Here is a 24,645-nt window from a genome sequence, read left to right on the forward strand (position 1 = left end):
GCTACAAGTTATGGCATTGTGTGTCCTGGGCGGGTGACACTCGGATGCCCAATATCGCCTACCCGGCGGAAAGGCAGGCATCCCGGCTGGGCCCCAACAAACCCTATCCCAGCACCTTGAACCCCGTGACCTCCGCCATCTGCTCCCGCTTTACCCTGGTCCCCGACAGGCGCGCGCCGGTCAGGTCTGCTTCCTTCAGGTCGGCCAGCAGCAGGTTGGCAAAGGAGAGATCGGCCCCGCGGAAATCTGCCTTAACCAGCCTTGCCCCCGACAGGTTGGCATAACGCAGCTTGGCGCCCGACAAGTCGGAGCACACAAGGCGGGTGGCGTCGATCTTCAGATATCCCAGATTGGCCTCTGACAGGTTGGCATTGCCCAATTGTGCGTCGGCCAGATTGATGCCGCGCAGGTCGCAGCCCGACAGGTTGGCCCCGCGCAGATCGGCCCCTCTCAGATTACCCACCTGAATATGGGCGGCGGACAGATCGACGCCGTACAAGATGACGCCCGGTGCATGCAGGCGTGTCAGGCAGGCATGGGACAGGCAGGTCTCGTGCCGGAGGTCGTAACCGCTCAGATCAAGCGCCAAGCCGCCCTGACCCGCCGTGCCCACCCATTCGGCATGCAGCTTCAGCATCTGTTCCAGGGGCCGGGGCAGGGCGCTGGCGGGCTTGCCCGCAGGCTTGTCGGTCAGGGCGCCGGCCATATCGGCACCCGCCATTTCCGTCATCATCAGGACCGCGCCGGTCAGCACCGCCCCCTTCATGCTGGCGCCGCGCACATCGGCGCCCGACATGTCGGCCCCTTCCAGGATGGCGCCGTCCAGGGTGGCATTGCGCAGATTGGCACGCACCAGCTTGGTTCCGCGCATCAACGCATCGGTGAAGTCCGTGTGCTGGGCAACGACGCCCGACAACTTTGCCTGCGACAGGTTGGCATTGGCCAGTTTGGCGCCCTGCATATCGGCGGGGCTGGTGTCGCTTTCGACCACCACCATCTTCAGGCTGCCATCGGCGGCGCGTTCAGCCAGCGACCCGTCACGCAGATCAGCGCTGACCAGATTGGCGCCGGTCAGGTCGGCGCCGCGCAGGCTGGCGCCGCGCAAATCCACCTTGACCAATGAGGCGCCGGTGAGGTTTGCCTCCCGCAGGTCGGCGGCGAACAGGGTGCAGCAATCAAGATTGGCGCCGGCCAGATTGGCGCGGCGCAGGATGCAACCGGTCAGGTCGGCATGGGCCAGATCGCGGCCCGCCAGGTTGAGCCCCGTCAGGTCATAATTAGCCAGAATGGCCCTGGCCCCACCCATACGGGCGTTGCGGAACATTTCATGGCGCTTCAGCAGAGCGTCAAGCTGTTCCTGCGTCGCCTTATAAAGCGGTCGCTGTTCGACCAATCTTTCTCTCCCTGACCGGTCTGACTTTTTCTCAATTTGAGCCACCATGCGCGGGTTGTTGCAAAGGAATAATCACCGCCTGCCGTGACACCTTGTGATTTGTGGTGAATTGCTGCCAGCGGTCTATGGTTGTCACACAGCCATGTCGTCAAAGCGGTTCCCCGGCCAGCGGAGCATCGCTTCTGCCATCGTCTACGCCCGGACGCAAAACAGTGACCCCGTTAGATCCAGTGATAAAGAAAAATCTATTCATGATGATCGCCACAACATGAAAAAAATTTTAACATTCAAATGTATTGTTAAAAATTAATATGCTTCTTATGTAATCGTTGTCATTAGATGAACATTGGAGACACGAAGTATGAAAAGCGCTTTTGGCGTAAGTGCCCTTGCCATTGCTTTTTCACTTGCCGGTGCGGGTGTAGCGCAGGCTAAGACGGCAACTTGTCCGAACGTCACGCCGGCTCAGATCGAAGGACTCTTTGCCGAGTTCAACAATGCCTGGGCAACCAAGGACCCGGCAACGGTCACGGCGCTCTTCACCAAGGCTCCGGTTCTACTGGCAACAGTTGCCAACAAGCCGCGCACGTCCCCCGCAGAGGTGAACGACTATTTCATCGGGTTCCTGCGGAACAGCCCGGTGGGTAAGATCGACACATCGACCGTGGAGATCGACTGTAACACCGCTTCCCGTGTCGGCACCTGGACGGTCACGCTGACGGATGCAAAAACGTCCGCGAAAACGGACGTCAAGGCGCGCTACAGCTTCATCTATCGTTACGAAGACGGGCAGTGGAAGATTGATCATCTCCACTCCTCGATGATGCCCGAAACGTAAAAATCGGATCACCTCCCCGTGGTTGAACGTGGAGCACGGGGAGGTGATCGGTTCAGGACGCGTTTGACTCCGTTGGCGTGGGGCCCTTACCCCACCGTCCCCGCATTCACCACGCCGATCAGGCCCGCCGTGCTGGCATCATGCGGCTTGGTGCCTTCGCCCTCCAGTTCGGGCAGGATCACCTTGGCCAGTTGCTTGCCCAGTTCCACGCCCCACTGATCGAAACTGTTGATGTTCCAGATGATGCCCTGCACGAACACCTTGTGTTCATAAAGCGCCACCAGCATGCCCAGGCGGTAGGGGTCCAACTGATCGACCAGGATCGTGTTGGTGGGGCGGTTGCCGGTGAAGATTTTATGCGGCAGCAGGGCGTCCAGTTCGGTACCCGATTTGCCTTCCTTGACCAGTTCAGCCCGCACCTCATCGGCATTCTTGCCGCGCATCAGCGCCTCTGTCTGGGCCAAGGTATTGGACAGCAGCATGGCATGGTGCCGGCCCGTCGGATTCAGACTGCGGATCGGGGCGATGAAATCGCATGGGATCAGGTGCGTGCCCTGATGTATCAACTGATAGAAGGCGTGCTGGCCGTTGGTGCCCGGCTCGCCGAAAATGATGGGCCCGGTAGCATAGTCCACCTGGTTGCCCTGGCGGTCCACCGACTTGCCGTTGCTTTCCATATCCAACTGCTGAAGATAGGCCGGCAGACGGGCCAGGTACTGGTCATAGGGCAGAACGGCATGGGCCGTGGCACCACAGAAATTGCCATACCAGACGCCCAGCAGGCCCATGATCACGGGCATGTTCTGTTCCAGCGGCGCGGTGCGGAAATGTTCGTCCATGGCGTGGGCGCCGGCCAGCAGTTCCCCGAACTTTTCCGGCCCCACCATCAGCGCGATGGGCAGGCCGATGGAAGACCACAGACTGTAACGCCCGCCGACCCAATCCCAGAAGCCGAACATATTGTCGGTGTCGATGCCGAACTTCGCCACCTCCGCACCATTGGTGGAGACGGCCACGAAATGTTTGGCAACATCCTCCGCACGGCCGCCATGGGCCAGGAACCAGTCGCGCGCCGTATGGGCGTTGGCCAGGGTTTCCTGCGTTGTGAAGGTCTTGGATGCGATGATGAACAGAGTGGTCGCCGGGTCGACCTTCTTCAGCACCTCGGCGATATGGGTGCCATCGACATTGGAGACAAAATGGGCGGCCAGATGCGGATGGTGCCAGGGCGTCAGCGCCTGGGTGACCATCACCGGCCCCAGGTCAGAGCCGCCAATGCCGATATTGACGATGTCGGTGATGGCCTGACCATCGTAACCCCGCCATTCACCATCGCGTACCTTGTGGCAGAAGGCGTAGAGGCGGGTCAGCACCGCATGCACACCGGGCATCACATCCTGCCCATCCACCAGGATGGGACGGTCGATGGGGTTGCGCAGCGCCACATGCAGGACGGCGCGATCCTCGGTGAGGTTGATCCGGTCACCGCGGAACATGGCATCGCGCAGCCCTTCGAGATTTTGCTGCCGGGCGAGATCGACCAGCAGGGACAGGGTCTCGTCCGTCACCCGGTTTTTGGCATAATCCAGCATCAAGCCGTCAAAGGCGATGCGATAGCGGTCAAAACGACCGGGATCGACCGAAAACAGGTCGCGCATGGTGTGTTCAAAAGCAGCGCGATGGGTGGCGAGGGCCTGCCAGGCGGGGGAACGGGTCAGGGCGGACATGGATTTTCTCTCCGGCCGGAAGACAAGGATCTCTGCTCGGGATTGATAGCATGCCGGCTGCCGCCCACAAGGCCGCAACAAGCCGCAAACCGGACGGCCCGTGGTTTTTCGCCGACCGTGGTTATGTTGTGACAGTAAACGAATGATGGGGCAATTGCTGTAACGGCGTTACATAACACCCGCCCTGTCGACAGTGGTTTTCAGAATGCTTCCGGGTCGCCTTCAAAGGGGGCCGGGGCGCTGACACGATAGCCCTTGTCGGCATTGAAGCGCATGCCCGCCTTGGCCATTGCCATTTTTTCGCTGGCGGCCCACACCATATACCGGCGACCAGACCGCCAGGATTTTACCACCTCGTCCGGGGCGTTGCGCGCCAAGCTGTTGAAATCCGTGTGGCTGATCTGGAACACATAGGCTTGGTCGCCCATGTTCTTGCGCTCGTCGAAAACATAGATCTGCGACTCCGTGGCCTTTTCCCGTTCGGCCTGACGTTCCCCGTCCTCGATCTGCTGGTTCAGGCGCGCCAGTTCCCTTCGCATCTGCTGTTCTTCCCGACGCAGCGCCAGCGTGGTGGCGGCACGCTCCCGCACCCCCCGGCTGGCGGCGGTGACGCGGTTATGCTGCCCCTCATGTTGCCGCCGGCTGCGTCGCAGGCGCTGGCGGGTGTGGGTCATCATTTGCACCGCGACAACACCGCCCCCCAGAACCCCAAACATCAGGGGCAGCAGGTCGAAAAGACGATCGGCGATCATGGGGACGCAGCCCCTTCCTGGGTAAGTGCTGCCAATTTGGCCTGTTCCAGGGCGGACAACTCATCCCCTTCGCTATGCGGTTCGGTGATTTCGGCAATAAAAAAGCCGGTGGCCGGTGGGAATGATTTTTCGGCCAGGATTTTTGCATCGCCGACGGTGGGCGCCCAGATCACTGCCTGCTGTGTGCGCGACCATGCACGGGACAGGAATGGATGCTCCTTCTGCTCCATCTGGGCCCGCTGGACATGCCGGTTCACCACCTGGGCGATGAATTTACGCGCCGGGCGTTCAGCACGCAGGAAACCATCCTCTTCCCCCAGAACCCGCATCAACTGAGAGCGTGCTGTTTTCAGGTCCAGCAGCTTTTTATTGACCATGTATTGCCGGCGACGGGCCGATTTGACCTCGGCGTCCAGCTTCACCAGGTTCGGCAGCATCTTTTCCTTACGTTGCTCCAGACGCTGGGCCAGGATCATCAGTCGTTGCAGGCGCCCATCCAGACCCGCCCCTTCCTGTCGCTTGCGCACGGTATTTTCCGCCGCCGCCGCGATGCCGGCACCGATGAGATAGGCCAGCCCGGAGATCACAAAAAAGGCGATCGCGGCTTCGGTCAATTTCTCGATCATCTGTGACGATCCCGATCCCGAAAGCGGCCCGTGCCGCGCCGCCAACTATAGGCGCAAGCCCGGCATGGGCGGAAGGCTTTGTTGGTCCCAACCAACGGTGGCTTTCCCGGTGAAAGGAACAACGCGCCACCCCGGTTAAAGAAAACCCGCCAGCCCGGGGTGGGGGCGGCGGGTTTAAGGCGGGGTCGTCGGCGGGGTGGGAAAAAGGGATGGAACCCACCCAGCCACTGAACGGGGAACGGTCAGTCACCAGACCCTATCCGCGCTGTCGGCCCGAAGCTGTGACCGGTGTCACGCCGTACGCAGATCAATGAGTTCGCCATGCAGGGCGCAGGCTGGCACGGCGAATTCCACAATGGCACGGGCCGCGTCTGCGGGGCTCGGCAGGCTTGCCGGGTCCTCTCCCGGAAAAGCCTTGGCGCGCAGGGAAGTGGCGACGGGACCGGGGTCCACCAGATTGATGCGCAGGTTGGTATTGAGCGTTTCGGCCGCCCAGGTCCGGGCCATCATGTCCAATGCCGCCTTCGATGCCGCATAGGCCGACCAGTAAGCAGTTGGTTCGCGGCCCACACGGTCGGTCAGAAAGATCGCCCGACCGGCATCGGACAGACGCAGCAACGGGTCGGTGGTGCGGATCAGGCGCATGCCAGCGGCAATTGACACGCCCATCACACGGTCCCAGTCCTTGGGATCGGAATGGGCGATAGGGCCCAAGGTCCCCAACTGACCCGCCGCATGGACCAGGATATCCAGACGGCCAAACCGCTCATAAAGGGCGGGCCCCAGATTATCCAGCTTGGCACTGTCCATCAGGTCCTGCGGGATGATGGTGGCGGCACCACCCAAGGCCTTCACCCGGTCGTCCAGTTCCTCCAGCGCACCCAGGGTGCGGGCCAGCAGCACGACATGCGCGCCTTCACGCGCCAGTTGTTCGGCCACAGCAGCACCGATGCCGCGAGAGGCGCCCGTGACAAGGGCGACGCGGCCCGTCAGGCGCGGGGAGAGAAGGGGGGAGGAACCGGTCATGGCGGGTCTCTGAAGAATTCCGTTCGGACGCCGTGCTTAGCGCATTCGGCTGTTCTGGGAAAGCGGCGGATCGCCGCTCTGCCTCTGCTGGACATCATTGCGGCAGCGATATGAAAAAAGGGAGGTGCCTGAGCACCTCCCTTATTCATTGCATAGGCGGAATAAGCCTTACGATTTGCGGCTCCACCAGCCACGCTTGGGCTTTTCCACCGGTGGGTTCACTTCGGTGGCGGCTGCGGCCGGCGAGAGCACGGGCGCAGCTTCCGCGACCGTCGGGCTTTCTGCCACCGGTTCGACGACGGCTTGCGTCACGGTTTCCACCGGTGCGGCCTCGGCTTCCACCGCCTTCTTGCGGCTGCGGGTTGCGCGTTTCTTGGCAGCCGGCACCACTTCCGCGACGGTTGCCGGGGCTTCCGCCGCCACGATTGGCGAGGCTTCCACGGCGGCGGGCGCCTCGGCCGTTACGGCGTCGGCTTCCACAACCTTCTTACGGCTGCGGGTTGCGCGCTTCTTGGTTGCCGGGGCTTCCTCTGCCGCTGGGGCCGGCGTTTCCTCAACCGGTACTGGCGCCGGTTCGACGGTGACTTCGGCCGGCGCGGCTTCGGCCTCAACGGGCTTCTTGCGGCTGCGGGTCACACGCTTCTTGGCCGCCGGGGCTTCCTCAGTCGCCGGGGCCGGGGGCTCTGCGGCCGGGGACGGCGTGATTTCCGCAACGGGTGCGGCTTCGACCAGGCGCTCCGCCTCGCTCACAGCCGGCTCGTCACCCGAATCCTCGCCGTCGTCACCGGTCTCATCACTGCCGTCGCTGCCATCGTTGACGGTGCCGTCTTCACGGCGGCCCCGGCGGCGACCGCCGCGTTTGCCACGACGGCGCTTCTTGCCACGTGCGGTTTCGTCATCATCGCTGGCAGCCGGGGCAGCGGGCGTTTCGCTGACGACCACGGCGCTGTCACCGACAGCCGCCTCAGCGATTGCCGGCGTTTCCGCCTCCTCGCTGTCGTCACCCTCGCCATCGTCATCGGTGTCACCGACGTCACCCGCCTCAGGGGCAGTGCCATTATCGCCGCGTTCACCCCGACGGCGGCGGCGGCGGCGGCGGCGTCCACGGCCATCGCGATCCTCCCGGTCGCCACGCGACTCAGGACGACCCTGGGGCCTTGCCGGCTCTTCGGCGCCCTCTGCCTCCGCATCGGCGGCTTCGGCCTCGGCTTCAGCCTCCGCCTCTTCAATTTCGATGGCACGTTCGGTCTGGGCCATCACCCGTTCGGCGCTGACCGGGGCCATGGCCGCAACCTCGTCGGCAGCGGTGCGGGCGCGGATGCGTTCAATATGGTGGCTGGGGCCAATCATCTTGTCATCGGCTTGCAGGTAAACCCGCAGACCATGACGACGCTCAATATCCGCCAGCGCCTCACGCTTGTGGTTCAGGATATAGAGCGTGACGTGGCTGGCGCAGGTAACCGTGATCTCCGCCGACCGTTTGCGGATGCCCTCTTCCTCCACCGCGCGCAGCACAGCCAGGGCAGCACTTTCCAGGCTGCGGACCATGCCAGTTCCCTGGCAATGCGGGCAGCGTTCGAAGTTGATTTCCTGCAAGGACGGCCGCAGACGCTGACGCGACAGTTCCAGCAGGCCAAAGGCAGAGATCCGGCCCAACTGGATACGGGCGCGATCGGCCTTCATGAAGTCCTTCAGCCGCTTCTCGACCGCCGCGTTGTTGCGCGGGTCTTCCATGTCGATGAAGTCGACAACGACCAGGCCAGCCAAATCGCGCAAGCGCAACTGGCGAGCCACCTCTTCCGCCGCCTCCAGATTGGTGCGGACCGCTGTCTCTTCGATATTGCGTTCTTTGGTAGAACGGCCCGAATTGACGTCGATGGCGACCAGCGCCTCGGTCTGGTTGATCACGATGTAACCGCCCGACCGCAACTGCACGATCGGGTTAAACATCGTCTCAATGGCGCCTTCGACCTGGAACCGGTGGTAGAGCGGAATCGAGGGATCGTTATAGAGTTGGATCTTCTTGGCATGGCTGGGCATCAGCATGCGCATGAAGTCTTTGGCCACGCGGTAACCGGCCTCACCTTCGACATGCACTTCGTCAATGTCGCTGGAATAGAGGTCGCGGATGGTGCGTTTGATGAGGTTTGCTTCCTCATAGATCAGCGCCGGCGCGACGGATTGCAGCGTCGTCTCGCGGATGCTGTCCCAAAGGCGCATCAGATATTCAAGGTCACGACGGATTTCCGGCTTCGACCGTTCAATGCCGGCGGTACGCAGGATCACCGACATGCCGGGCGGAATGTCGAAATCCTCCAGCATCTCCTTCAGGCGCTTGCGGTCGGCCGGGTTGGTGATCTTGCGGCTGATCCCGCCGCCCCGCGGGGTATTGGGCATCAGCACGGCGTAACGGCCGGGCAGCGACAGGTAGGTGGTCAGCGCGGCACCCTTGTTGCCACGCTCTTCCTTCGTCACCTGCACCAGCAGGATCTGGCGGCGCTTGATGACTTCCTGGATCTTGTAGGATTTCAGCGGCCGGCGGCGCTGCTGCTGCGGCGGCTGATAGGGGCGTTCTTCGACCTCTTCCTCAACGCTGTCTTCGCCACTTTCGGCCTGTGCGGCCTGCGGGCGGTAACGGCGCGGACGTTCACGGCCGGACGAGTGCACAAAAGGCGAGCCAGGCTCACCAACATCCGAGGTTTCGCCATCGGCATCGCCGCCGGCATGTTCATCCTCGGCGGCAACACCGTCCGCATCGCCGGACTCGACAACCTCGTTCGACCGGTCGACAGCAGCGTGATCGCCCAGCTCCTCGGCCACGATCGGGGCCGGTGCAGCACCACCGATCTCCTCCGGCGGGGGAGCAGGGGGGGCATCTTCGACATGGCCGTTATCGTCCAGGTCCTCGCCCTGCTCAGCGCGGGCCTCCCGCTCCTCCGCCAGTTCCTGCTGCTCACGCAGCAGCGCTTCGCGGTCAGCCACCGGGATACGATAATAATCGGGGTGGATTTCAGAAAAGGCCAGGAAGCCGTGGCGGTTGCCGCCATATTCAACGAAGGCCGCCTGAAGCGACGGTTCTACCCGGATCACCCGGGCGAGATAGATATTGCCCTTGAGCTGTTTCCTGGAGGCGATCTCAAAATCAAGCTCTTCCAGGCGGTTACCATTCACCACAACGACCCGGGTTTCCTCCGGATGCGTGGCATCGACAAGCATACGCTTGGCCATATGTCTTCCCCGTGACCAGGGCGGCCATCCTTCCGCGCGACGGGACGGAAGATGGACCCTGCCACCTTTGCGGTGAGGGACCTGTCGGTACCGGCGGGAAGGGTCATCGAACAGCGCCTGCCGCCCAGGTCCCGAAAGGATCAGGCGGAAGCAGCCAGGATGGACCAGCGCCGGTGCCGGGTCTGCATCGGATGAACCGAACAGGCCAGCCCCAAGGTTTCCACTACACCGCGCTCCGTTGGGGTCGAACCCGTGTGGCGTCACATCCAGGGGGGCGCCCCAGTCGGCAGCATGGCCGGCGGCGGGTCCCCAAGGGCGACGCCGATGCCCGTTTCAGGGCCCTGGCGAAGCGCGGTCTGTCGCGGTTGTCACCATAAACATTCCGCCCCCCATTCCACAACGATAGAATCGCACGAGGCACGAATGTTCTCACCGATTCCCGGCCAGGGCGGATCGGTGGTGAGGCGCTATTAAGGCTTTGGTTGATGATAGGCGTTGAAGTCCCTGATTCCTCGTGTTTATAGTGCCGGGTCGATATACCGTGATCATCGAGTCGGCCATTGGGGGGAAGGGCAGCCGTGCCGCATTACCGGGCATTCCGGGCCTTGGCCGCGCGCATCCTGTCAAAAGCGTCCTTGCTTTTGGCAACCCTTTTTCTGTGCCTGGCATTGGCCCCGGCCAGCCCGGCACAGGCACCAGTGCAAACCGCATCCGTGGCGTCGGCGCGCATGTTGCCGGCCCCGGCCCGCATTGGGGCGGCTCGTCTGGGCGATCATGGGGACAAGACCCGTTTTGTCCTGGAACTGACCCGCGACACGCCCTTTGCCATTCTGCCGGACAGCCAGGGGGTGACGGTGGAGATGGAAGCGGCACTGGACGCGCCGCTGCCGGCGGCCAAGGGGCTGGTCAGGGCCATCGCCGTCCGGCCCGGTGCGTCACCGGGACAATTGCGCCTGATCTTAAGCACGTCTGCACCGGTACGGGTGCTGCTGGCCGAAGTGATCCCGCCGCGCGATGGCATGCCGCCGCGTTTTGTCATGGACCTGGCCGCAGGGGTGGCGGGTAAAGGTTCTGCCATGACCCCGGTCAGCGCCGGCACCCTGAAACCGCCAATGTCCAAGGAAAAGGCCAAGCCGTCACTGCCTTTGGTTGTCATTGATCCGGGCCATGGCGGACAGGACCCCGGTGCCATTGCGCTGAACGGGTTGCGGGAAAAGGACATCACGCTGGCCATGGCCAAGGAATTGCGCCGGCAGTTGCTGGCCACGGGCCGTTACCGCGTGGCCCTGACCCGTGACAAAGATCAGTTTATCCCTTTGCGTGACCGCCCCGCGATCGCCCGCACAAAGGGGGCCGACCTGTTTATTTCCCTGCATGCCGACAGCATCACGGGTAAGCAGGTGCGGGGCCTGTCCATCTATACCCTGTCGGAAAAGGCGTCCGATCGTGAGGCGGAGATGCTGGCCCAGCGCGAGAACCAATCCGATGCCATTGTCGGCATGGACCTGTCGGTGCAGTCGGCTGACATTGCCACCATCCTGATCGGCATGTCGCAGCGCGACACCATGAACCAGTCCCGACGCTTTGCCTCACTGGTGTTAAGAAACCTGGACCCCAGTATCGCGGTGCTGCCCAGCCCCCTGCGCTCTGCCGGGTTCGCGGTGCTGACGGCGCCCGACGTGCCGGCTGTCCTGGTCGAGATGGGGTATTTGTCGCACAGCCAGGATGCCAAACTGCTGGGCAGCGACGCCCACCGCAGACGGATGGCCGGGTCACTGCTGCGTGCGGTGGATGGCTACTTTACCGGCAACGCGGTGCCGCTGCGGCCATGACCGCGACATAATCCGCGTCATCTTGTACTAATGGCGAAACGATGCCGGTCTTCGGGCTGTCACCGTCATGGTTTGATGCGGTCCCGCCAGGGGCCATCAGGGGTTGGGATTATGAATCGCGTCGTAAAGGGCTTGGCTATCGCCGGGGTATCGTTGGGCGTGCTGGGTGTAGCCACCGCCGGGGGCGCCTGGGTCTATTTCAGTAAGGATCTGCCCGACCATACGACGCTGGCCAATTACAACCCCTCGGTCGCCACCCGCGTGCATGCCGGCGACGGGCGTCTGGTGGCGGAGTTCGCCAGCGAGCGGCGCGTCTTCGTGCCGTTTGCCGCCATTCCCAAGCGGGTCAGCAACGCCTTCATCTCTGCGGAAGACCAGAATTTCTACAGCCATCATGGCGTGGACTGGGTCGCGGTGATGCGCGCGCAGCTTCAGAATGTGAAGAATATCGGCCAGGGCCGCCGGCCCATCGGCGCCAGCACCATCACCCAGCAGGTGACCCGTATCTTCCTGCTGTCCAACGAAGTGTCCTATGTCCGCAAAATCAAGGAAGCCATTCTGGCCGGCCGCATCGAAGAGGCGATGGGCAAGGATAAGATCCTTGAAATCTATATGAACGAGATTTTTCTGGGCAACCGCGCCTATGGCGTCGGGGCGGCGGCCTTGAATTATTTCAACAAATCCCTGGACGAACTGACCATTGCCGAGGCCGCGTTCCTGGCCAGCCTGCCCAAAGCGCCGGACCGCTATTATCGCGAGCGGCATCGCGACGCCGCCATCGCACGCCGCAACTATGTCATCGGCCGCATGGAGGAGGATGGATATATCAGCCAGGACGAAGCAGCAGCCGCGCGCGCGGAACCGCTGACCTTCGCCGACCGGTCCAATGACAGCAATATCCGCGCCGATTACTTCGTCGAGGAGGTGCGACGTGACCTGGCCAAGCTCTATGGTGAGCAGACACTTTATGCTGGCGGTCTGTCGGTACGCACCACACTGGATCCGGATATCCAGGCAGCGGCCTCCACCGCGCTGCGCAACGGGTTGCTGGCCTTTGACCGGCGTGATGGCTGGCGTGGACCGGTGACCCGCTTTGAAAACCTGGAAGGCTGGCAGGAACAGCTTGAAGATGTCCGTACCCCGCCGGGTGGCGAGGAATGGGATCTGGCCGTGGTTCTGTCTGTCGGGGCGGAAACGGCCGTGATGGGCCTGGCCGATGGGTCCAATGGGGAGATCCCGCTGTCCGAATTGAAATGGGCGCGGAAGGTCAAGGACGGCAAGTTTGTCGGCCCGACGATCCAGAAGGCGTCGGACGCCCTGTCGCCGGGTGAGGTGGTACTGGTCGAACCGCTGGATGAGAAGGCCCGGACCCTGGGTCTGCGCCAGATCCCCGAGGTGCAGGGCGCCCTGGTTGCCATGGACCCGCATACTGGCCGGGTACTGGCCATGTCGGGCGGGTTCAGCGCCCGGATCAGCGTGTTTAACCGTGCCACACAGGCCCTGCGCCAGCCAGGTTCCGCCTTCAAGCCCTTTGTTTATCTTGCGGCACTGGATCAGGGTTTCACCCCCAGCACCCTGGTGCTGGATGCGCCCTTTGCCCTGGATCAGGGAGGGGGGCTGGGCAAATGGAAACCCTCCAACTTCTCTGAAAAATACTATGGCCCGACCCCCCTGCGTGTCGGGATCGAGAAGTCGCGCAATGTCATGACGGTGCGGCTGGCGCAATATACCGGTATGGAACCGGTGGTCGATGTGGCCCGCCGTTTCGCGATCAAGGATGATCTTCAGCCGACATTGTCCATGGCGCTGGGCGCGGGGGAAACCACGGTTCTGCGCCTGACAGCCGCCTATTCGATGCTGGTCAATGGCGGGCGCAAGATCGAACCCAGCTTCATTGACCGGGTGCAGGACAAGGCAGGTAAGACGATTTACCGCCATGACATGCGCGAATGTGCCGGGTGTCAGACCGTCTTGCCGGCAGCGGCCCCTGCCGGGGCGGTGGCAGTACCGGGCGAAACCACCTTTACGGCGGATCCCGCCACGCTGCCATTGATCCCCGATATGCGGGAGCAGATCGCCGATCCGCGCACGGTTTATCAGGTTGTTTCCATGCTGGAGGGCGTGGTCCAGCGCGGGACCGGCGTGCGGCTGCGCGAGATCGGCAAACCGCTGGCCGGCAAGACCGGAACGACCAATGACGCCATGGATGCCTGGTTTGTGGGTTTTTCCCCCGACCTGGCCGTGGGTGTCTTTGTCGGGTATGACCAGCCCCGGTCCATGGGTGATCATGAAAGCGGATCGACCATCGCCGTTCCCATCGTGAAGGATTTCATGACGGCCGCCCTGAAGGATGCGCCGGCCACACCCTTCCGTGTGCCGCCAGGATTACAGATGGTCCGCGTCGATCCGGAGACGGGGCAGCCGGCCAGCCCCGGTCAGCGCAACGCCATCTGGGAAGGGTTTATCCCTGGAACGGAACCCAAAGGTCAGCAGGGTGTGCTGGATGGCGGCGATGCCGGTGCCGGTTTTGTCCAGGGGCAGCCGGCGGGTGCGGCCATACCGGGCCAGCCACAGCCCACCGTGGGTACCGGTACGGGGGGCGTCTACTGACGCCGCCTGAATAGCCTTTTCGCATTCGGTTCAGTGGATGTTGAGCCGCGTCAAGACATGCTGTCCTTGATCTCTTGCCTTAAACCGATCCTTAACCGTCTTTGACTTCGTGTTGGCTGTTTGACAGGCTGTGACAGCTTTGTATAGTGCCGGCCCATTTGCCGCCCAGCCATCCATGCCCGCAGACCCACAGACGCCGCTTTCATTCACCCGCCTGCATCTTGTCCGTACTGCGGGCGGGGCCGAGGCTCTGCGCCGAGGGCTGGCAGCCCTGTCGGATGCCGATGTGCAGCATCTGGCCCGGTCGCTGGAGTTTCAGGGGGTGCTGGAAGGGGCGATGCCAGACCTTCTGTCCGCCTTGCGCCCCCGATTGCGGCAGGTGCGGCCCGAACGGGTGGGGTCGGTGGAACGCATGTGCTGGCGCCCCCTGGAACGGTTCCTCACCGACCAGACGGAGGTGGTATCGGGCGTGCCCTGGATTGTGCCACGCCGATTGCTGCGCCCTTTGTGGGCGTTGGTGGAAGCGGCCAATGCCGATCTGGTGGACCAGTTGCGTCGCCGCCATCTGACCGCCTGTTTTGATCAGGACCAGTTGGCCTTGGATCAGGTGGCGCATCAGATTACCGATCTGGCGGCCTTTATCCTGAACAATGCCATCAATATTCCCGCCCGCCTGAAACTGTCGGCGGCGGAAACAGCGGTGGTGCGCTTCATGGCCCGCGTCCTGAAATGGCACCGGCTGGTCATGCCCAATGTCCGGTATTTCCAGCAGGCGCAGGCCCGGCAAACCGATCAGGTGCAAGCCCTGCGGCTGTACAGCAACTGGTACAGCGTCTTTGAACTGCTGGACACACAGTTCGATCTGTATGTCCTGCACCTGTTTGAGATGACACCCAACCCGGTGGATGTCATCGATGCCTTTCCTTTCTATTTCGACACGATGACAGAGCCTTCGGGCCTTGCGCTGCAATGGCTGCACCATCGGTTGGATAATATTGCGGCTGATACGGCCACCCTCCTGGCCCGTCCCCCGCGTATTCAGCCGGCAGAAGTGTTGCTGGACCTGTCGGACCGGGTGTTCCTGCTGAACCGGTTGGCGACCCGCCTGCGCCGCATCCCGCTTTTTGGGCCGGAAGGGGCGGGAGCGGATGGGTTATCCGCCCTGCTGCGCGGGCGGCTGGGTTTTGACAGCGTCGAGCGGCTGGGCGAAGCGCTGATTGACTGGTTGCATGATGTGCTGATGGGGCCCGCGGACAAACGCATCCGGGCCATCAACGTGCTGGGTCCGCTGGCCGGCATCTATCCGTTGCTGCTGCTGCTGATCGATACGGGTGAGCGCGCAAGCCGGGCACACAAGCTGCGTATCCGACTGGGCGATAAGGCGATTGACAATATCGACCGCTATCTGCGCAGCCACGAAATGGCCCCACAGGCGCGCCACACGACCGCTTCCAACATCGCCCCGGTCCTGGAAATGTGCCGGGCCTTCGGCAAGGCCGAAGCGGTGACGGAACTGGAGCGACGCTTGCGCCGGTAACCGGGTTTACACCCGATAAGCCAGCCGCAGCCCGCCCCAATGCCGACCGGCGACCATGATGGGGGCCGAGCAGTCTTTCATCAGGGCAAAGGTGCCGTTACCCATGTCGCGGCGATAGGCCTGAAGCAGGAACGGGGCGGTATTGCGCCCGGCGGCCAGACCCACACGGTCATCAAAGATGCGCCGGTTGCGGCAATTGGCCGTATTCCAGGCCACGTCACCCGGTCGCTGCGGTTGGCTGAATTTCCGGTTATGGGTGGGCAGATAACCGTTACGGTCGACGGCAGCGCAAAAGACCACCTTGTCCGACAGGGTCAAGGCTGGTTCCTGGATATCAGGTAACAGCCTGTCGGTCAGGTCGGTGAAGCGAGTGCGGTGCTGGACCGGTTCGGTGCCACGAACAGGTTGATAATTGTCATCAAACAGGTCGGCGACCGTGACCGTACCGTCCGCCACCGCCTTTTCAAAGGCGGCCGAAATGCGGCCGGCAAGGTCCCTGACGGTGCGGATGTAGAGGGTGTCCACTGTCTCCACATCCAGTTCGGCACTGTGTCCGATCAACCGTTCCGAGGTCGCCAGCAGCTTGTTCAGCCGGTCGCCGGCCACCGACAGGCTGCCGGCACTGTCCTTCACATCGCCGGCCAGCCCGTCGATACCGCTTTCCACGGCGCCAATGCTGCTGGCGATGGTGCGGGCGGACCGGTCGATATGGTCCTGCTGGTTGTCCACCTCGGCCATAGCCTTGTCCAGCAGGGTCATGACATCGCCGATGCGGGTCGTGTCATTGCGCACGGCGGTGGCCTTGGCCGCACCGGCGGCGCCCTGGGCAGACAGGGCCTTCACCTGTTCACCCAGATCGCGCATGGTGGCGTCAATCTCCTGCGTTGCCTCCGCCGTTTTGTTGGCCAGGGCCTTGACCTCGGTGGCGACCACGGCGAAACCCCGCCCGGCATCACCGGCCCGTGCCGCCTCGATTGTGGCGTTGAGTGCCAGCAGGTTGGTCTGCTTGGCGATGGTATTGATCTCTGCGGCTACCCGGCCCACGCGGTTCAACGCTGCCGTAAGGCCAGCAAGCTGCCTTTCGATGCCGTTCACATCCTCCGCCAGGGCGCGGATATCGGCCAGTGCGTGATCAACCTGTGACCGGCTTTCCGCAACTTCCCGGCGGGCACGCATCGAAACCTCGCGGGCCGCCGACGCAGCGCTGGTCACCGCTGTGGTCCCCGCGGACATTTCATGGGCCTGCCGCCGCAATTCCTCAAAAATGGCGGCCTGTCGCGCGATGCGGGTTGAGACGTCGCCAACATGGCCCGCGACATCAGCAATTGACACACCCAGCGTCCCCACCTCCTGCGCCAGTTCGGCGATGGCAGTACGGGTTCGATCCGTGTTGGGGGCGGTTTCCCGTCCGGTGACCGCGTTATCCATTATTCCTCCCGGATCCGTGCGCCATTTGTTCCCCCGCATTGGTGGAACCCGGCTTTTCGGTGCACCGAAGAATTATGGCACCCTTTCCTGTCCGAAGGCATATGGTCTTTGGTCGATAGAAGAGACTTGGTCAGCGGTAAATCCTGGAATTATTTCATCAATGATGCTGGTATTATGCAGCCATGTGCATCGGCGGCATCTGTCCCCAGGGCCGCGCGATGGACAGATGCGCCGGGGATTGCCATAAATCCCGCGAACAAATCCCAGGACCCTGGACGGGGTCGCACAAAAACGGATGGTCATTCAAATGGCGGATACGCAGTTCGACCTCGTTGTCATCGGTGCCGGTCCCGGCGGTTATGTCGCCGCGATCCGCGCGTCCCAACTGGGCATGCGCGTCGCGGTCGTGGAAAAGCGCAAGACGCTCGGCGGCACCTGCCTGAATGTTGGCTGTATCCCGTCCAAGGCTCTGCTGGTCGCGTCTGAAAAATTCAGCGAGGCCAAGCACCACCTGGGTGCCTTTGGCGTCAAGGTCGGCAGCGTGGAGTTGGACCTGCCCGGCATGATGAAGCACAAGGATGAGGTGGTGAAGTCCAACGTCACCGGCGTGGATTTCCTGTTCAAGAAAAACAAGGTTACCCGCTTCCTTGGCCTGGGCTCCATCAAAGCCCCCGGCATTGTCACTGTCACCAAGGACGATGGCAGCACCGAAGAGGTGGCGACCAAAAACATCCTGATCGCTACCGGTTCCGAGGTGGCGCCGCTGCCCGGCGTGACCATTGATGAAAAGCGCATCGTGTCCTCCGACGGCGCCATCGCGCTGGACACGGTACCGGGCCGGATGGTGGTGATCGGTGGCGGTGTCATTGGCCTGGAGCTGGGTTCGGTTTGGCAGCGCCTGGGTGCGCAGGTGACTGTGGTCGAGTATTTTGACCGCATCCTGCCGACCATGGATGGTGAAGTGTCCAAGCAGATGCAACGCATCATGAGCAAGCAGGGCCTGTCCTTCAAAACCTCCACCAAGGTCACGTCCGCCGTGACCGAGGGCGAGGTGGTGAAACTGTCCATCGAGGCGGCGGCCGGCGGTAATGCTGAGGCGTTGGAAGCCGATATTGTCCTGGTCGCCATTGGTCGCCGGCCGTTTACCAGCGGCCTGGGCCTGGAAGCCGTCGGCGTGGCGCTGGATGAGCGCCGCCGCGTCAAGATCGACCATCATTTCCAGACCAACGTGCCCGGCATCTATGCCATCGGCGACGTGGTCGCGGGCGCCATGCTGGCCCACAAGGCCGAGGAAGAGGGTGTGGTCTTCGCAGAAATCCTGGCGGGTCAGACCGGCCATATCAACTATGACGCCATCCCTGGCGTCGTCTATACGTGGCCGGAAGTGGCCTCGGTCGGCAAGACGGAAGAGCAGTTGAAGGCAGACGGTGTGGCATATAAGGCCGGCAAGTTCCCCTTCACTGCCAATGGCCGCGCCCGGTCGATGAATGCCACCGACGGATTCGTGAAGATCCTGGCCGATGCCAAGACCGACCGCATCCTGGGCGCCCATATCATCGGTGCGTCCGCCGGTGAGATGATCGAAGAACTGGGTCTGGCCATTGAATTCGGTGCGTCGGCCGAAGACATCGCCCGCACCAGCCACGCCCACCCGACCCTGACCGAAGCCATCAAGGAAGCGGCGCTCGCCGTGGATGGTCGCGCCATCCATATGTGAGCAGGCAAACCAGAGGCAATGAAACGGGGGTGGCACAAAAGTGCCGCCCCATTTTTTTAAGTAAATCTAAATGCTCGTAACATAATTATATCCTGAAACAGGATTCTTTACCGGAACCTTAAAGTAAGTCTCCCCATCGACATTGATGAGTCAGCGTTTCTTTTCTTTTTATATTTATTGTATATCGCGAAATTAGTTCTAATGGTTCTTATGATCGTCCGTTGACATGTCTTTGATTTATGCATGGACATGAATTCATCCAAGTGAGCTTGTGGCACATGCAAAAGATGTTTTATTAATTAACTTAACATCAAAACGACTGGTTGCATCGTATATGTATATCAATCAGAGGCTTTTAATTCAGCTTTTTTCTGATATTTTGAGACGATTGAACGTATCGGCTTTGGGGGTGGATTTGGAAGCCTACCAGCGTCGTCGATTAAAAAAAGGTTCCCCGACGCCGACCCCGGCCTCGCAAAGGACAGCCATTGACACGGTTGCTTTGCCTGACCATCGACGCGTCACAACGGGGGCTAATCTGCTGGACATGCGCGGTATCAATCCAGGGGAGAAGGCGGCCTCCACTGGTGTTGGAAATAGCGCAGGCGGCGTTGAGAGCCTGCAGGTGCATATGATAAATCCAATCCAGATGGCGGCGTATCTGCCATTTCAGTTGGTTAGCACCTATCATGAGGGCATCGACAATGATGACGAGCCACTTTATGAGGATGACGAGGTGCAAAATGGGCCTTATTTGCGTGAAGGGTATCTCCGCCCGCGCAAAGACAGGCGGATTCTGCATAATCAAATATCAAACTTCTTCAGTAGGGATAAAGCTGATAAATTAGTCCCGAAAAGCAAAAATTCGCGAAAGCGTGATGGCCGGCAAGAGGATGGTGATATTACAAAGAAGAGGGCAAAGAAGGCAGGTAAAATAAATGTAAAGGATTCACGAAATAGATTGCGTCGCTCTGCCGATAATGAAGTAAGTGAAAATAAAGAATGTCACGGTGATTTATATCAGTATGAGAATGTTTACGAAATAGAAAATTATCTACGCAATAATGTCCCTGCATATGCTGGAAATTTTAATCAGTTTAATTCGCCTGGTCTATTTCAGCGTTTTCCTGTCATTCAGTATGCACGGACTGGTGGAACTTTATCTGGTCCAAAAGATTATAACAGCAGCAATTATGGCAAATTTGAAGATGTTGCCTACAGGCTAGATGGAAAAGGTTCCATTAACTTTGAGACTACAGAAAGTCATACGAAATGGTCAGATCCGGTTGTGGGCGGCAGTTGTGTAAATTTAGCTAGTGCTGGCGTTGCTATTAATAAAACAGACAGAGCCCAGCATTTTGCGTTGGGGGATTACCTATATGCCCAGAGCAAGGGGAAGCCCTATGCATCCTATACAACGAACCTTCGTAAGGGTAACTGGACCTGGCACCATCTTGAAACACCATATTACATGGTTCTTGTTGATATGAATGTTCATGCGAAGCATGGGCATAATGGTGGTGTGTATCTTTGGTAGTGTTTATGGTTTTTAAATTAAATCGAGGTAAGATTTGTGAAGTATAATATAGAGATCTGAATACACTTATTACGAAATGCATGAATCGATAATGATTGGTGTATTCAGCGTACTCATGACTCATGAATTGTCTATATTCATATTGCATCTTCTCCCTGCCATTGCCCAATATAGCCTGCATCGGCGAAGGCGTGGTGATGTCAGTCATTTGCACGCCTTTGCTGTGGCCGTGGCAAGCGGTGGGATATGCGTGGCATTGTGGCTGTTCTGACCGGCCTTTTCCTGTGTGTGTCGGTGTCGGTGGCACAGGCGGGCCAGAATGTGGCGCTGGTGATCGGTAATGGCGCCTATCAGGAGGTGACGGCCCTGCCGAACCCGCCATCCGACGCGCGTGCCATGGCCGCCGCACTCCGCCGCATGGGCTACAATGTCTTGGAGGGGGTGGACCTGACCCTGCCGCAGATGCTGGACGCCCTGAAACGCTTTCAGCCGCTGGCCGAAAAGGCGGATATCGCGGTTATCTTCTATGCCGGCCATGGCATGCAGATTAACGGTCAGAATTTCCTGCTGCCGGTGGATGCGCGGCTTGAACATGAACTGGATTTACAGCGTCAGGCCCTGGCCCTGGATGAGATCATGACGCGGGTGCCCGATAGTCAGGTGCTGCGTCTGGTCATCCTGGATGCCTGCCGCGACAATCCCTTTGTCGCCAAGCTGGCGCAGGCGGGGGGCACCCGGTCGGCCAAGATGGGGGCCGGCCTGTCCGTGGTGGATGGGGAAGGGCGCAATACGCTGATTTCCTATTCCACCAAGGCGGTGCCAGCGGCCACGCTGGTCGCTGCCGCCGATCCCGCCATGCCCGCAGCGGGCGGTACCGCCCTGGAACTGTCATTCTGGGAAGACCATCAAGAACAGCAATAATGCCGCCGACTTCCAGGCCTATATTGAGCGCTTTCCCAACGGCACCTTTGTCGGGTTGGCGCGCAACCGGCTGGACAGCCTGAATGGCGGCAGGGCCAGCAGCGCACCCGGTACGCGGCCCGCAGCACACAATCGCTGCAGGCCATGGCCAGCTCTCCGCCGGGTTCCGTCTTCCAGGACTGTCCCTTCTGCCCCAGCATGGTGGTGGTTCCCGCCGGCAGCTTCATGATGGGCAGCGCCATTGGCGAGCCGGGACGCGAGCCGGATGAGGAGTTGCACCGGGTCGATATCCGTCATCCCTTCGCCATCGGTCAGTTCGAGGTGACGTTTCAGGAATGGGATGAATGCCGGGCCGAGGGCGGGTGCAATGGCTATGCACCGCCCGACCAAGGATGGGGACGGGGGCGCAAGCCGGTGGTGAATGTCAGCTGGCAAGACGCCCAGGCCTATATCAACTGGCTGAATGGCAAGCTGGGCCTGACCGGTCGACCTGACCGATTCCGCCTGCCGACGGAGGCGGAGTGGGAATATGCCGCGCGCTCGGCCGGACGGGACATCAACCTGGCGCTGATCACGCCCATGAGTGTCAATTACAAGACCGACAACAAGGAGACATTCCGGGGCCAGACCGTGATTGTCGGCAGCCTGCCGGCCAATGAACTGCGCCTGCATGAAATGCTGGGCAATGTGCGGGAATGGGTGGAGGATTGTTATGGCAGCTTTGCCATCGCCCCGACCGACGGCTCGGCGGCCACCAATGGCACCTGCAAGGAGCGGGTGCGCCGGGGCGGGTCGCGGGACAACCCCATCTCCGGCGTTCGCCCCGCCAATCTTGCCAAGGACCAGCGCAAGGACCGGGGCAATGATCTGGGATTCCGTCTGGCCCGGTCGCTGGTCCCATAGCCGGTTTTCTTGCCTGTACAAGAAATGGTACAAATTCTCCTGTCTGCCGGAGGATCAGCCATGGATGTCGTGAATTACGCGGAAGCTTCCGCCTCACGCCTCCTCGTCCGGTTGTTCTGCTTCCGCTGCCTTCTTCAGATAATCCAGCGCGCCCTGCAGGATGTAGGCGGCGGCCATTTTATCGACCACCTCGTCACGCCGTTTGCGGGTCATGTCCCACTCGATCATCATGCGGTCGACGGCAGAGGTGGACAGGCGTTCGTCCCAGAAGGCGATTTCGGGCTCTACCTTGCCGAAAAGCTCCGGCCGGATCAGCAGATTGCGGGCGAATTCGCGCACCGACTCACAGCGTGGCCCCTCTGTCCCGTCCATGTTCACAGGCAGGCCGATGACCAGGCCGCGCACGTCGCGGTCCTTCATGGCGCGGGCCAGTTCCTGCGCATCTTGCGTAAACTTTGTGCGCCGGATGGTGCCAATGGGCGAGGCGACCGTGAAACCGGGGTCACACACCGCCATGCCGATGGTTTTTTCGCCGATATCAAGCCCGATAAGGCGTGCATGGCGCGGCATGACCGCTTTCAGTTCCACAAGGTTGCGGATGGACATGATGGGATGCTAGCTTCCTGACCGCTTTCACGCCCGCGTCTTCCATAACGGCGGACGGCTGGGACGATTGCCCGCAGCAAGGATGAGATTTAGCACCATGTCGCAGGACAAGGCCACCCTGGACGCCAAAACCGTGGCGAAGATCGCCCATCTTGCCCGCATCAAGGTTCCCGCCGAAGAGCAGGAACATCTGGCGGGCGAGTTGAACAAGCTGCTCGACTGGGTCGAGCAATTGGGCGAGGTCGATACGGACGGGGTGGAGCCGATGACCTCCGTCGCGGCGCAGACGCTGCGCCGTCGGCCCGACATCGTGAATGATGGTGGCTATCCGGACAAGGTTGTGTCCAATGCCACTGACGCCACCGAACATTTCTTCTCCGTGCCCAAGGTCGTCGAATAATGACCAACCTGACCCATCTTTCCATGTCCGAAGCCCTTGCCGGGCTGAAGGCCAAGGACTTCACGGCGCTGGAACTGACCAACGCCTACATCGCCGCTGTCGAGGCCGCGCGCCCGCTGAACGCCTTTATCACAGAGACGCCGGACATTGCGCTGGAGCAGGCCAAGGCGTCCGACGCGCGCTATGCGGCCGGGACGAACCTGCCGCTGGACGGCATGCCGCTGGGCATCAAGGACCTGTTCTGCACCAAGGGCGTGCTGACCACCGCCGCCAGCCATATTCTGGACGGGTTCAAGCCCGAATATGAAAGCACGATCACGGAGAACCTGTTCCGTGACGGTGCGGTCATGCTGGGCAAGCTGAACCTGGACGAATTCGCCATGGGGTCGGCCAACATCACCAGCTATTACGGCCCCGTGCTGAACCCCTGGACCGGCAAGGACCCGGCCGGTGCGGATCGTAAGCTGGTGCCCGGTGGTTCGTCGGGCGGGTCCGCGGCGTCGGTCTCCGGCCGCTTCGCCATTGCCGCCACGGGCACCGACACGGGCGGTTCGATCCGCCAGCCGGCCAGCTTCACCGGCATCGTCGGATTGAAGCCCACCTATGGCCGCTGCTCCCGCTGGGGCACCATCGCCTTTGCCAGCTCGCTGGACCAGGCCGGCCCGATGACCCGGACCGTGCGCGATGCCGCCCTGATGCTGCAAAGCATGGCCGGGTTTGACCCGAAGGACAGCACGTCCGTCGATATGAAGGTGCCGGACCTGTTGGCCGCCATGACCGGCGATATCCGGGGCCTGCGCGTCGGCATTCCCAAGGAATACCGCGTCGATGGCATGCCGGTGGAGATTGAGCGCGTCTGGAGCCAAGGGATCGAATGGCTGAAGGCGGCGGGTGCCACGCCGGTTGAGGTCAGCCTGCCGCACACCAAATACGCGCTGGCCACCTATTACGTGGTGGCACCCGCTGAATGCTCCTCCAACCTCGCCCGCTATGACGGCGTGCGCTTTGGCCTGCGGGTTGAGGGCAAGGATCTGGCGGAGATGTATGAGAATACGCGCGGGGAGGGCTTCGGCAAGGAAGTACGCCGCCGTATCCTGATCGGCACCTATGTGCTGTCGGCCGGCTATTACGACGCGTACTACCTCAAGGCCCAGAAGGTGCGCGCGCGCATTGCCGAGGATTTTACCAAGGCTTTTGAGCAGTGCGATATCCTGCTGACGCCGACCGCGCCCAGCACGGCGTTTGCGATCGGGGAAAAGCAGGACGACCCGATCGCCATGTACCTGAACGACGTTTTCACGGTGCCGGCTTCGTTGGCCGGTCTGCCCGGCATGTCGGTTCCGGCGGGTCTGGCGTCTGATGGTCTGCCGCTGGGTCTGCAGCTGATCGGCCGCCCGTTTGATGAGGAGACGCTGCTGCGCGTGGCGGATGTGATCGAAAAGGCCGCAGGTCCGCAGCCGCTGCCGCCTTATTGCCGCTGAGCGTTCAGCACAGGTGGAAAACACAAAGGCCCCGTCGCTCGTCAGCGGCGGGGCCTTTGCTTTCCCGGCTCTGGGGTGGGGCT

At 61.4% G+C, this 24,645-nt stretch carries 18 protein-coding genes; 10 read left to right on the plus strand and 8 right to left on the minus strand.

Annotated features, from left to right (window positions below; translation table 11 throughout):
- Nucleotides 1–103: 103 nt before the first annotated feature.
- Nucleotides 104–1,393 carry a pentapeptide repeat-containing protein gene (locus CHU95_RS17870; RefSeq protein WP_245838379.1) on the minus strand — a complete coding sequence of 430 codons (1,290 nt, stop codon included), beginning with the start codon at nucleotides 1,391–1,393 and terminating at the stop codon, nucleotides 104–106.
- A 361-nt stretch (nucleotides 1,394–1,754) separates the two neighbouring features.
- On the opposite strand from CHU95_RS17870, the gene CHU95_RS17875 reads away from it, so the two are divergent.
- Nucleotides 1,755–2,231, plus strand: a complete 477-nt coding sequence (locus CHU95_RS17875) for an SgcJ/EcaC family oxidoreductase (protein ID WP_094457678.1) — start codon at nucleotides 1,755–1,757, stop codon at nucleotides 2,229–2,231.
- Nucleotides 2,232–2,317: 86 nt separating this feature from the next.
- On the opposite strand, the gene pgi is transcribed toward CHU95_RS17875, so the two are convergent.
- The 5 genes from pgi to CHU95_RS17900 form a co-directional block, all read right to left on the minus strand.
- Complete coding sequence (gene pgi, locus CHU95_RS17880; RefSeq protein ID WP_094457679.1) at nucleotides 2,318–3,958, minus strand: glucose-6-phosphate isomerase; 1,641 nt, start codon at nucleotides 3,956–3,958, stop codon at nucleotides 2,318–2,320.
- A gap of 200 nt (nucleotides 3,959–4,158) precedes the next feature.
- Nucleotides 4,159–4,710, minus strand: coding sequence for a hypothetical protein (locus CHU95_RS17885; RefSeq protein WP_094457680.1), 552 nt, complete (start codon nucleotides 4,708–4,710; stop codon nucleotides 4,159–4,161).
- Complete coding sequence (locus CHU95_RS17890) at nucleotides 4,707–5,336, minus strand: hypothetical protein (protein WP_094457681.1); 630 nt, start codon at nucleotides 5,334–5,336, stop codon at nucleotides 4,707–4,709. Before CHU95_RS17890 ends, CHU95_RS17885 begins: the two co-directional genes overlap by 4 nt.
- A gap of 291 nt (nucleotides 5,337–5,627) precedes the next feature.
- Entirely contained in the window at nucleotides 5,628–6,362 is a 735-nt protein-coding gene (locus CHU95_RS17895) for an SDR family NAD(P)-dependent oxidoreductase (RefSeq protein WP_094457682.1), read from the minus strand.
- A 168-nt stretch (nucleotides 6,363–6,530) separates the two neighbouring features.
- A complete protein-coding gene (locus CHU95_RS17900) occupies nucleotides 6,531–9,590 on the minus strand; it encodes a ribonuclease E/G (protein ID WP_094457683.1) in 3,060 nt (1,019 codons plus the stop codon).
- Between the two features lie 578 nt (nucleotides 9,591–10,168).
- Here CHU95_RS17900 and CHU95_RS17905 point away from each other — a divergent pair.
- The 3 genes from CHU95_RS17905 to CHU95_RS17915 all read left to right on the plus strand — a co-directional run bounded on the left by CHU95_RS17905 (nucleotide 10,169) and on the right by CHU95_RS17915 (nucleotide 15,569).
- Nucleotides 10,169–11,422, plus strand: coding sequence for an N-acetylmuramoyl-L-alanine amidase family protein (locus CHU95_RS17905; protein ID WP_245838380.1), 1,254 nt, complete (start codon nucleotides 10,169–10,171; stop codon nucleotides 11,420–11,422).
- A gap of 111 nt (nucleotides 11,423–11,533) precedes the next feature.
- Nucleotides 11,534–14,032, plus strand: coding sequence for a penicillin-binding protein 1A (locus CHU95_RS17910; protein ID WP_094457684.1), 2,499 nt, complete (start codon nucleotides 11,534–11,536; stop codon nucleotides 14,030–14,032).
- Between the two features lie 175 nt (nucleotides 14,033–14,207).
- Nucleotides 14,208–15,569, plus strand: a complete 1,362-nt coding sequence (locus CHU95_RS17915) for a hypothetical protein (protein ID WP_133065566.1) — start codon at nucleotides 14,208–14,210, stop codon at nucleotides 15,567–15,569.
- Between the two features lie 6 nt (nucleotides 15,570–15,575).
- On the opposite strand, the gene CHU95_RS17920 is transcribed toward CHU95_RS17915, so the two are convergent.
- Nucleotides 15,576–16,997, minus strand: coding sequence for a methyl-accepting chemotaxis protein (locus CHU95_RS17920; protein ID WP_094457686.1), 1,422 nt, complete (start codon nucleotides 16,995–16,997; stop codon nucleotides 15,576–15,578).
- 307 nt (nucleotides 16,998–17,304) lie between these two features.
- On the opposite strand from CHU95_RS17920, the gene lpdA reads away from it, so the two are divergent.
- The 4 genes from lpdA (at nucleotide 17,305) to CHU95_RS17940 (ending at nucleotide 22,075) form a co-directional block, all read left to right on the plus strand.
- On the plus strand, nucleotides 17,305–18,714 hold the full coding sequence (gene lpdA / locus CHU95_RS17925; protein ID WP_094457687.1) for a dihydrolipoyl dehydrogenase: 1,410 nt from the start codon (nucleotides 17,305–17,307) through the stop codon (nucleotides 18,712–18,714).
- A gap of 271 nt (nucleotides 18,715–18,985) precedes the next feature.
- Nucleotides 18,986–20,251: an HNH endonuclease gene (locus CHU95_RS22170; protein WP_133065567.1), complete on the plus strand. Its 1,266-nt coding sequence runs from the start codon at nucleotides 18,986–18,988 to the stop codon at nucleotides 20,249–20,251.
- 246 nt (nucleotides 20,252–20,497) lie between these two features.
- The gene (locus tag CHU95_RS17935; protein ID WP_094457689.1) at nucleotides 20,498–21,172 is read left to right on the plus strand and encodes a caspase family protein; all 675 of its coding nucleotides are present in this window, start codon (nucleotides 20,498–20,500) and stop codon (nucleotides 21,170–21,172) included.
- Nucleotides 21,173–21,316: 144 nt separating this feature from the next.
- Nucleotides 21,317–22,075 (plus strand): formylglycine-generating enzyme family protein, encoded by a 759-nt coding sequence (locus CHU95_RS17940; RefSeq protein WP_094457690.1) that lies wholly within the window; start codon nucleotides 21,317–21,319, stop codon nucleotides 22,073–22,075.
- Between the two features lie 93 nt (nucleotides 22,076–22,168).
- On the opposite strand, the gene ruvX is transcribed toward CHU95_RS17940, so the two are convergent.
- On the minus strand, nucleotides 22,169–22,681 hold the full coding sequence (gene ruvX / locus CHU95_RS17945) for a Holliday junction resolvase RuvX (protein ID WP_094457691.1): 513 nt from the start codon (nucleotides 22,679–22,681) through the stop codon (nucleotides 22,169–22,171).
- A gap of 97 nt (nucleotides 22,682–22,778) precedes the next feature.
- On the opposite strand from ruvX, the gene gatC reads away from it, so the two are divergent.
- A complete protein-coding gene (gene gatC, locus CHU95_RS17950; RefSeq protein WP_094457692.1) occupies nucleotides 22,779–23,081 on the plus strand; it encodes an Asp-tRNA(Asn)/Glu-tRNA(Gln) amidotransferase subunit GatC in 303 nt (100 codons plus the stop codon).
- On the plus strand, nucleotides 23,081–24,562 hold the full coding sequence (gatA, locus tag CHU95_RS17955) for an Asp-tRNA(Asn)/Glu-tRNA(Gln) amidotransferase subunit GatA (protein ID WP_094457693.1): 1,482 nt from the start codon (nucleotides 23,081–23,083) through the stop codon (nucleotides 24,560–24,562). The genes gatC and gatA overlap by 1 nt, the downstream gene beginning before the upstream one ends.
- The last annotated feature ends 83 nt before the right edge of the window (nucleotides 24,563–24,645 follow it).

This window comes from Niveispirillum lacus (assembly GCF_002251795.1).
GTDB lineage: Bacteria > Pseudomonadota > Alphaproteobacteria > Azospirillales > Azospirillaceae > Niveispirillum > Niveispirillum lacus.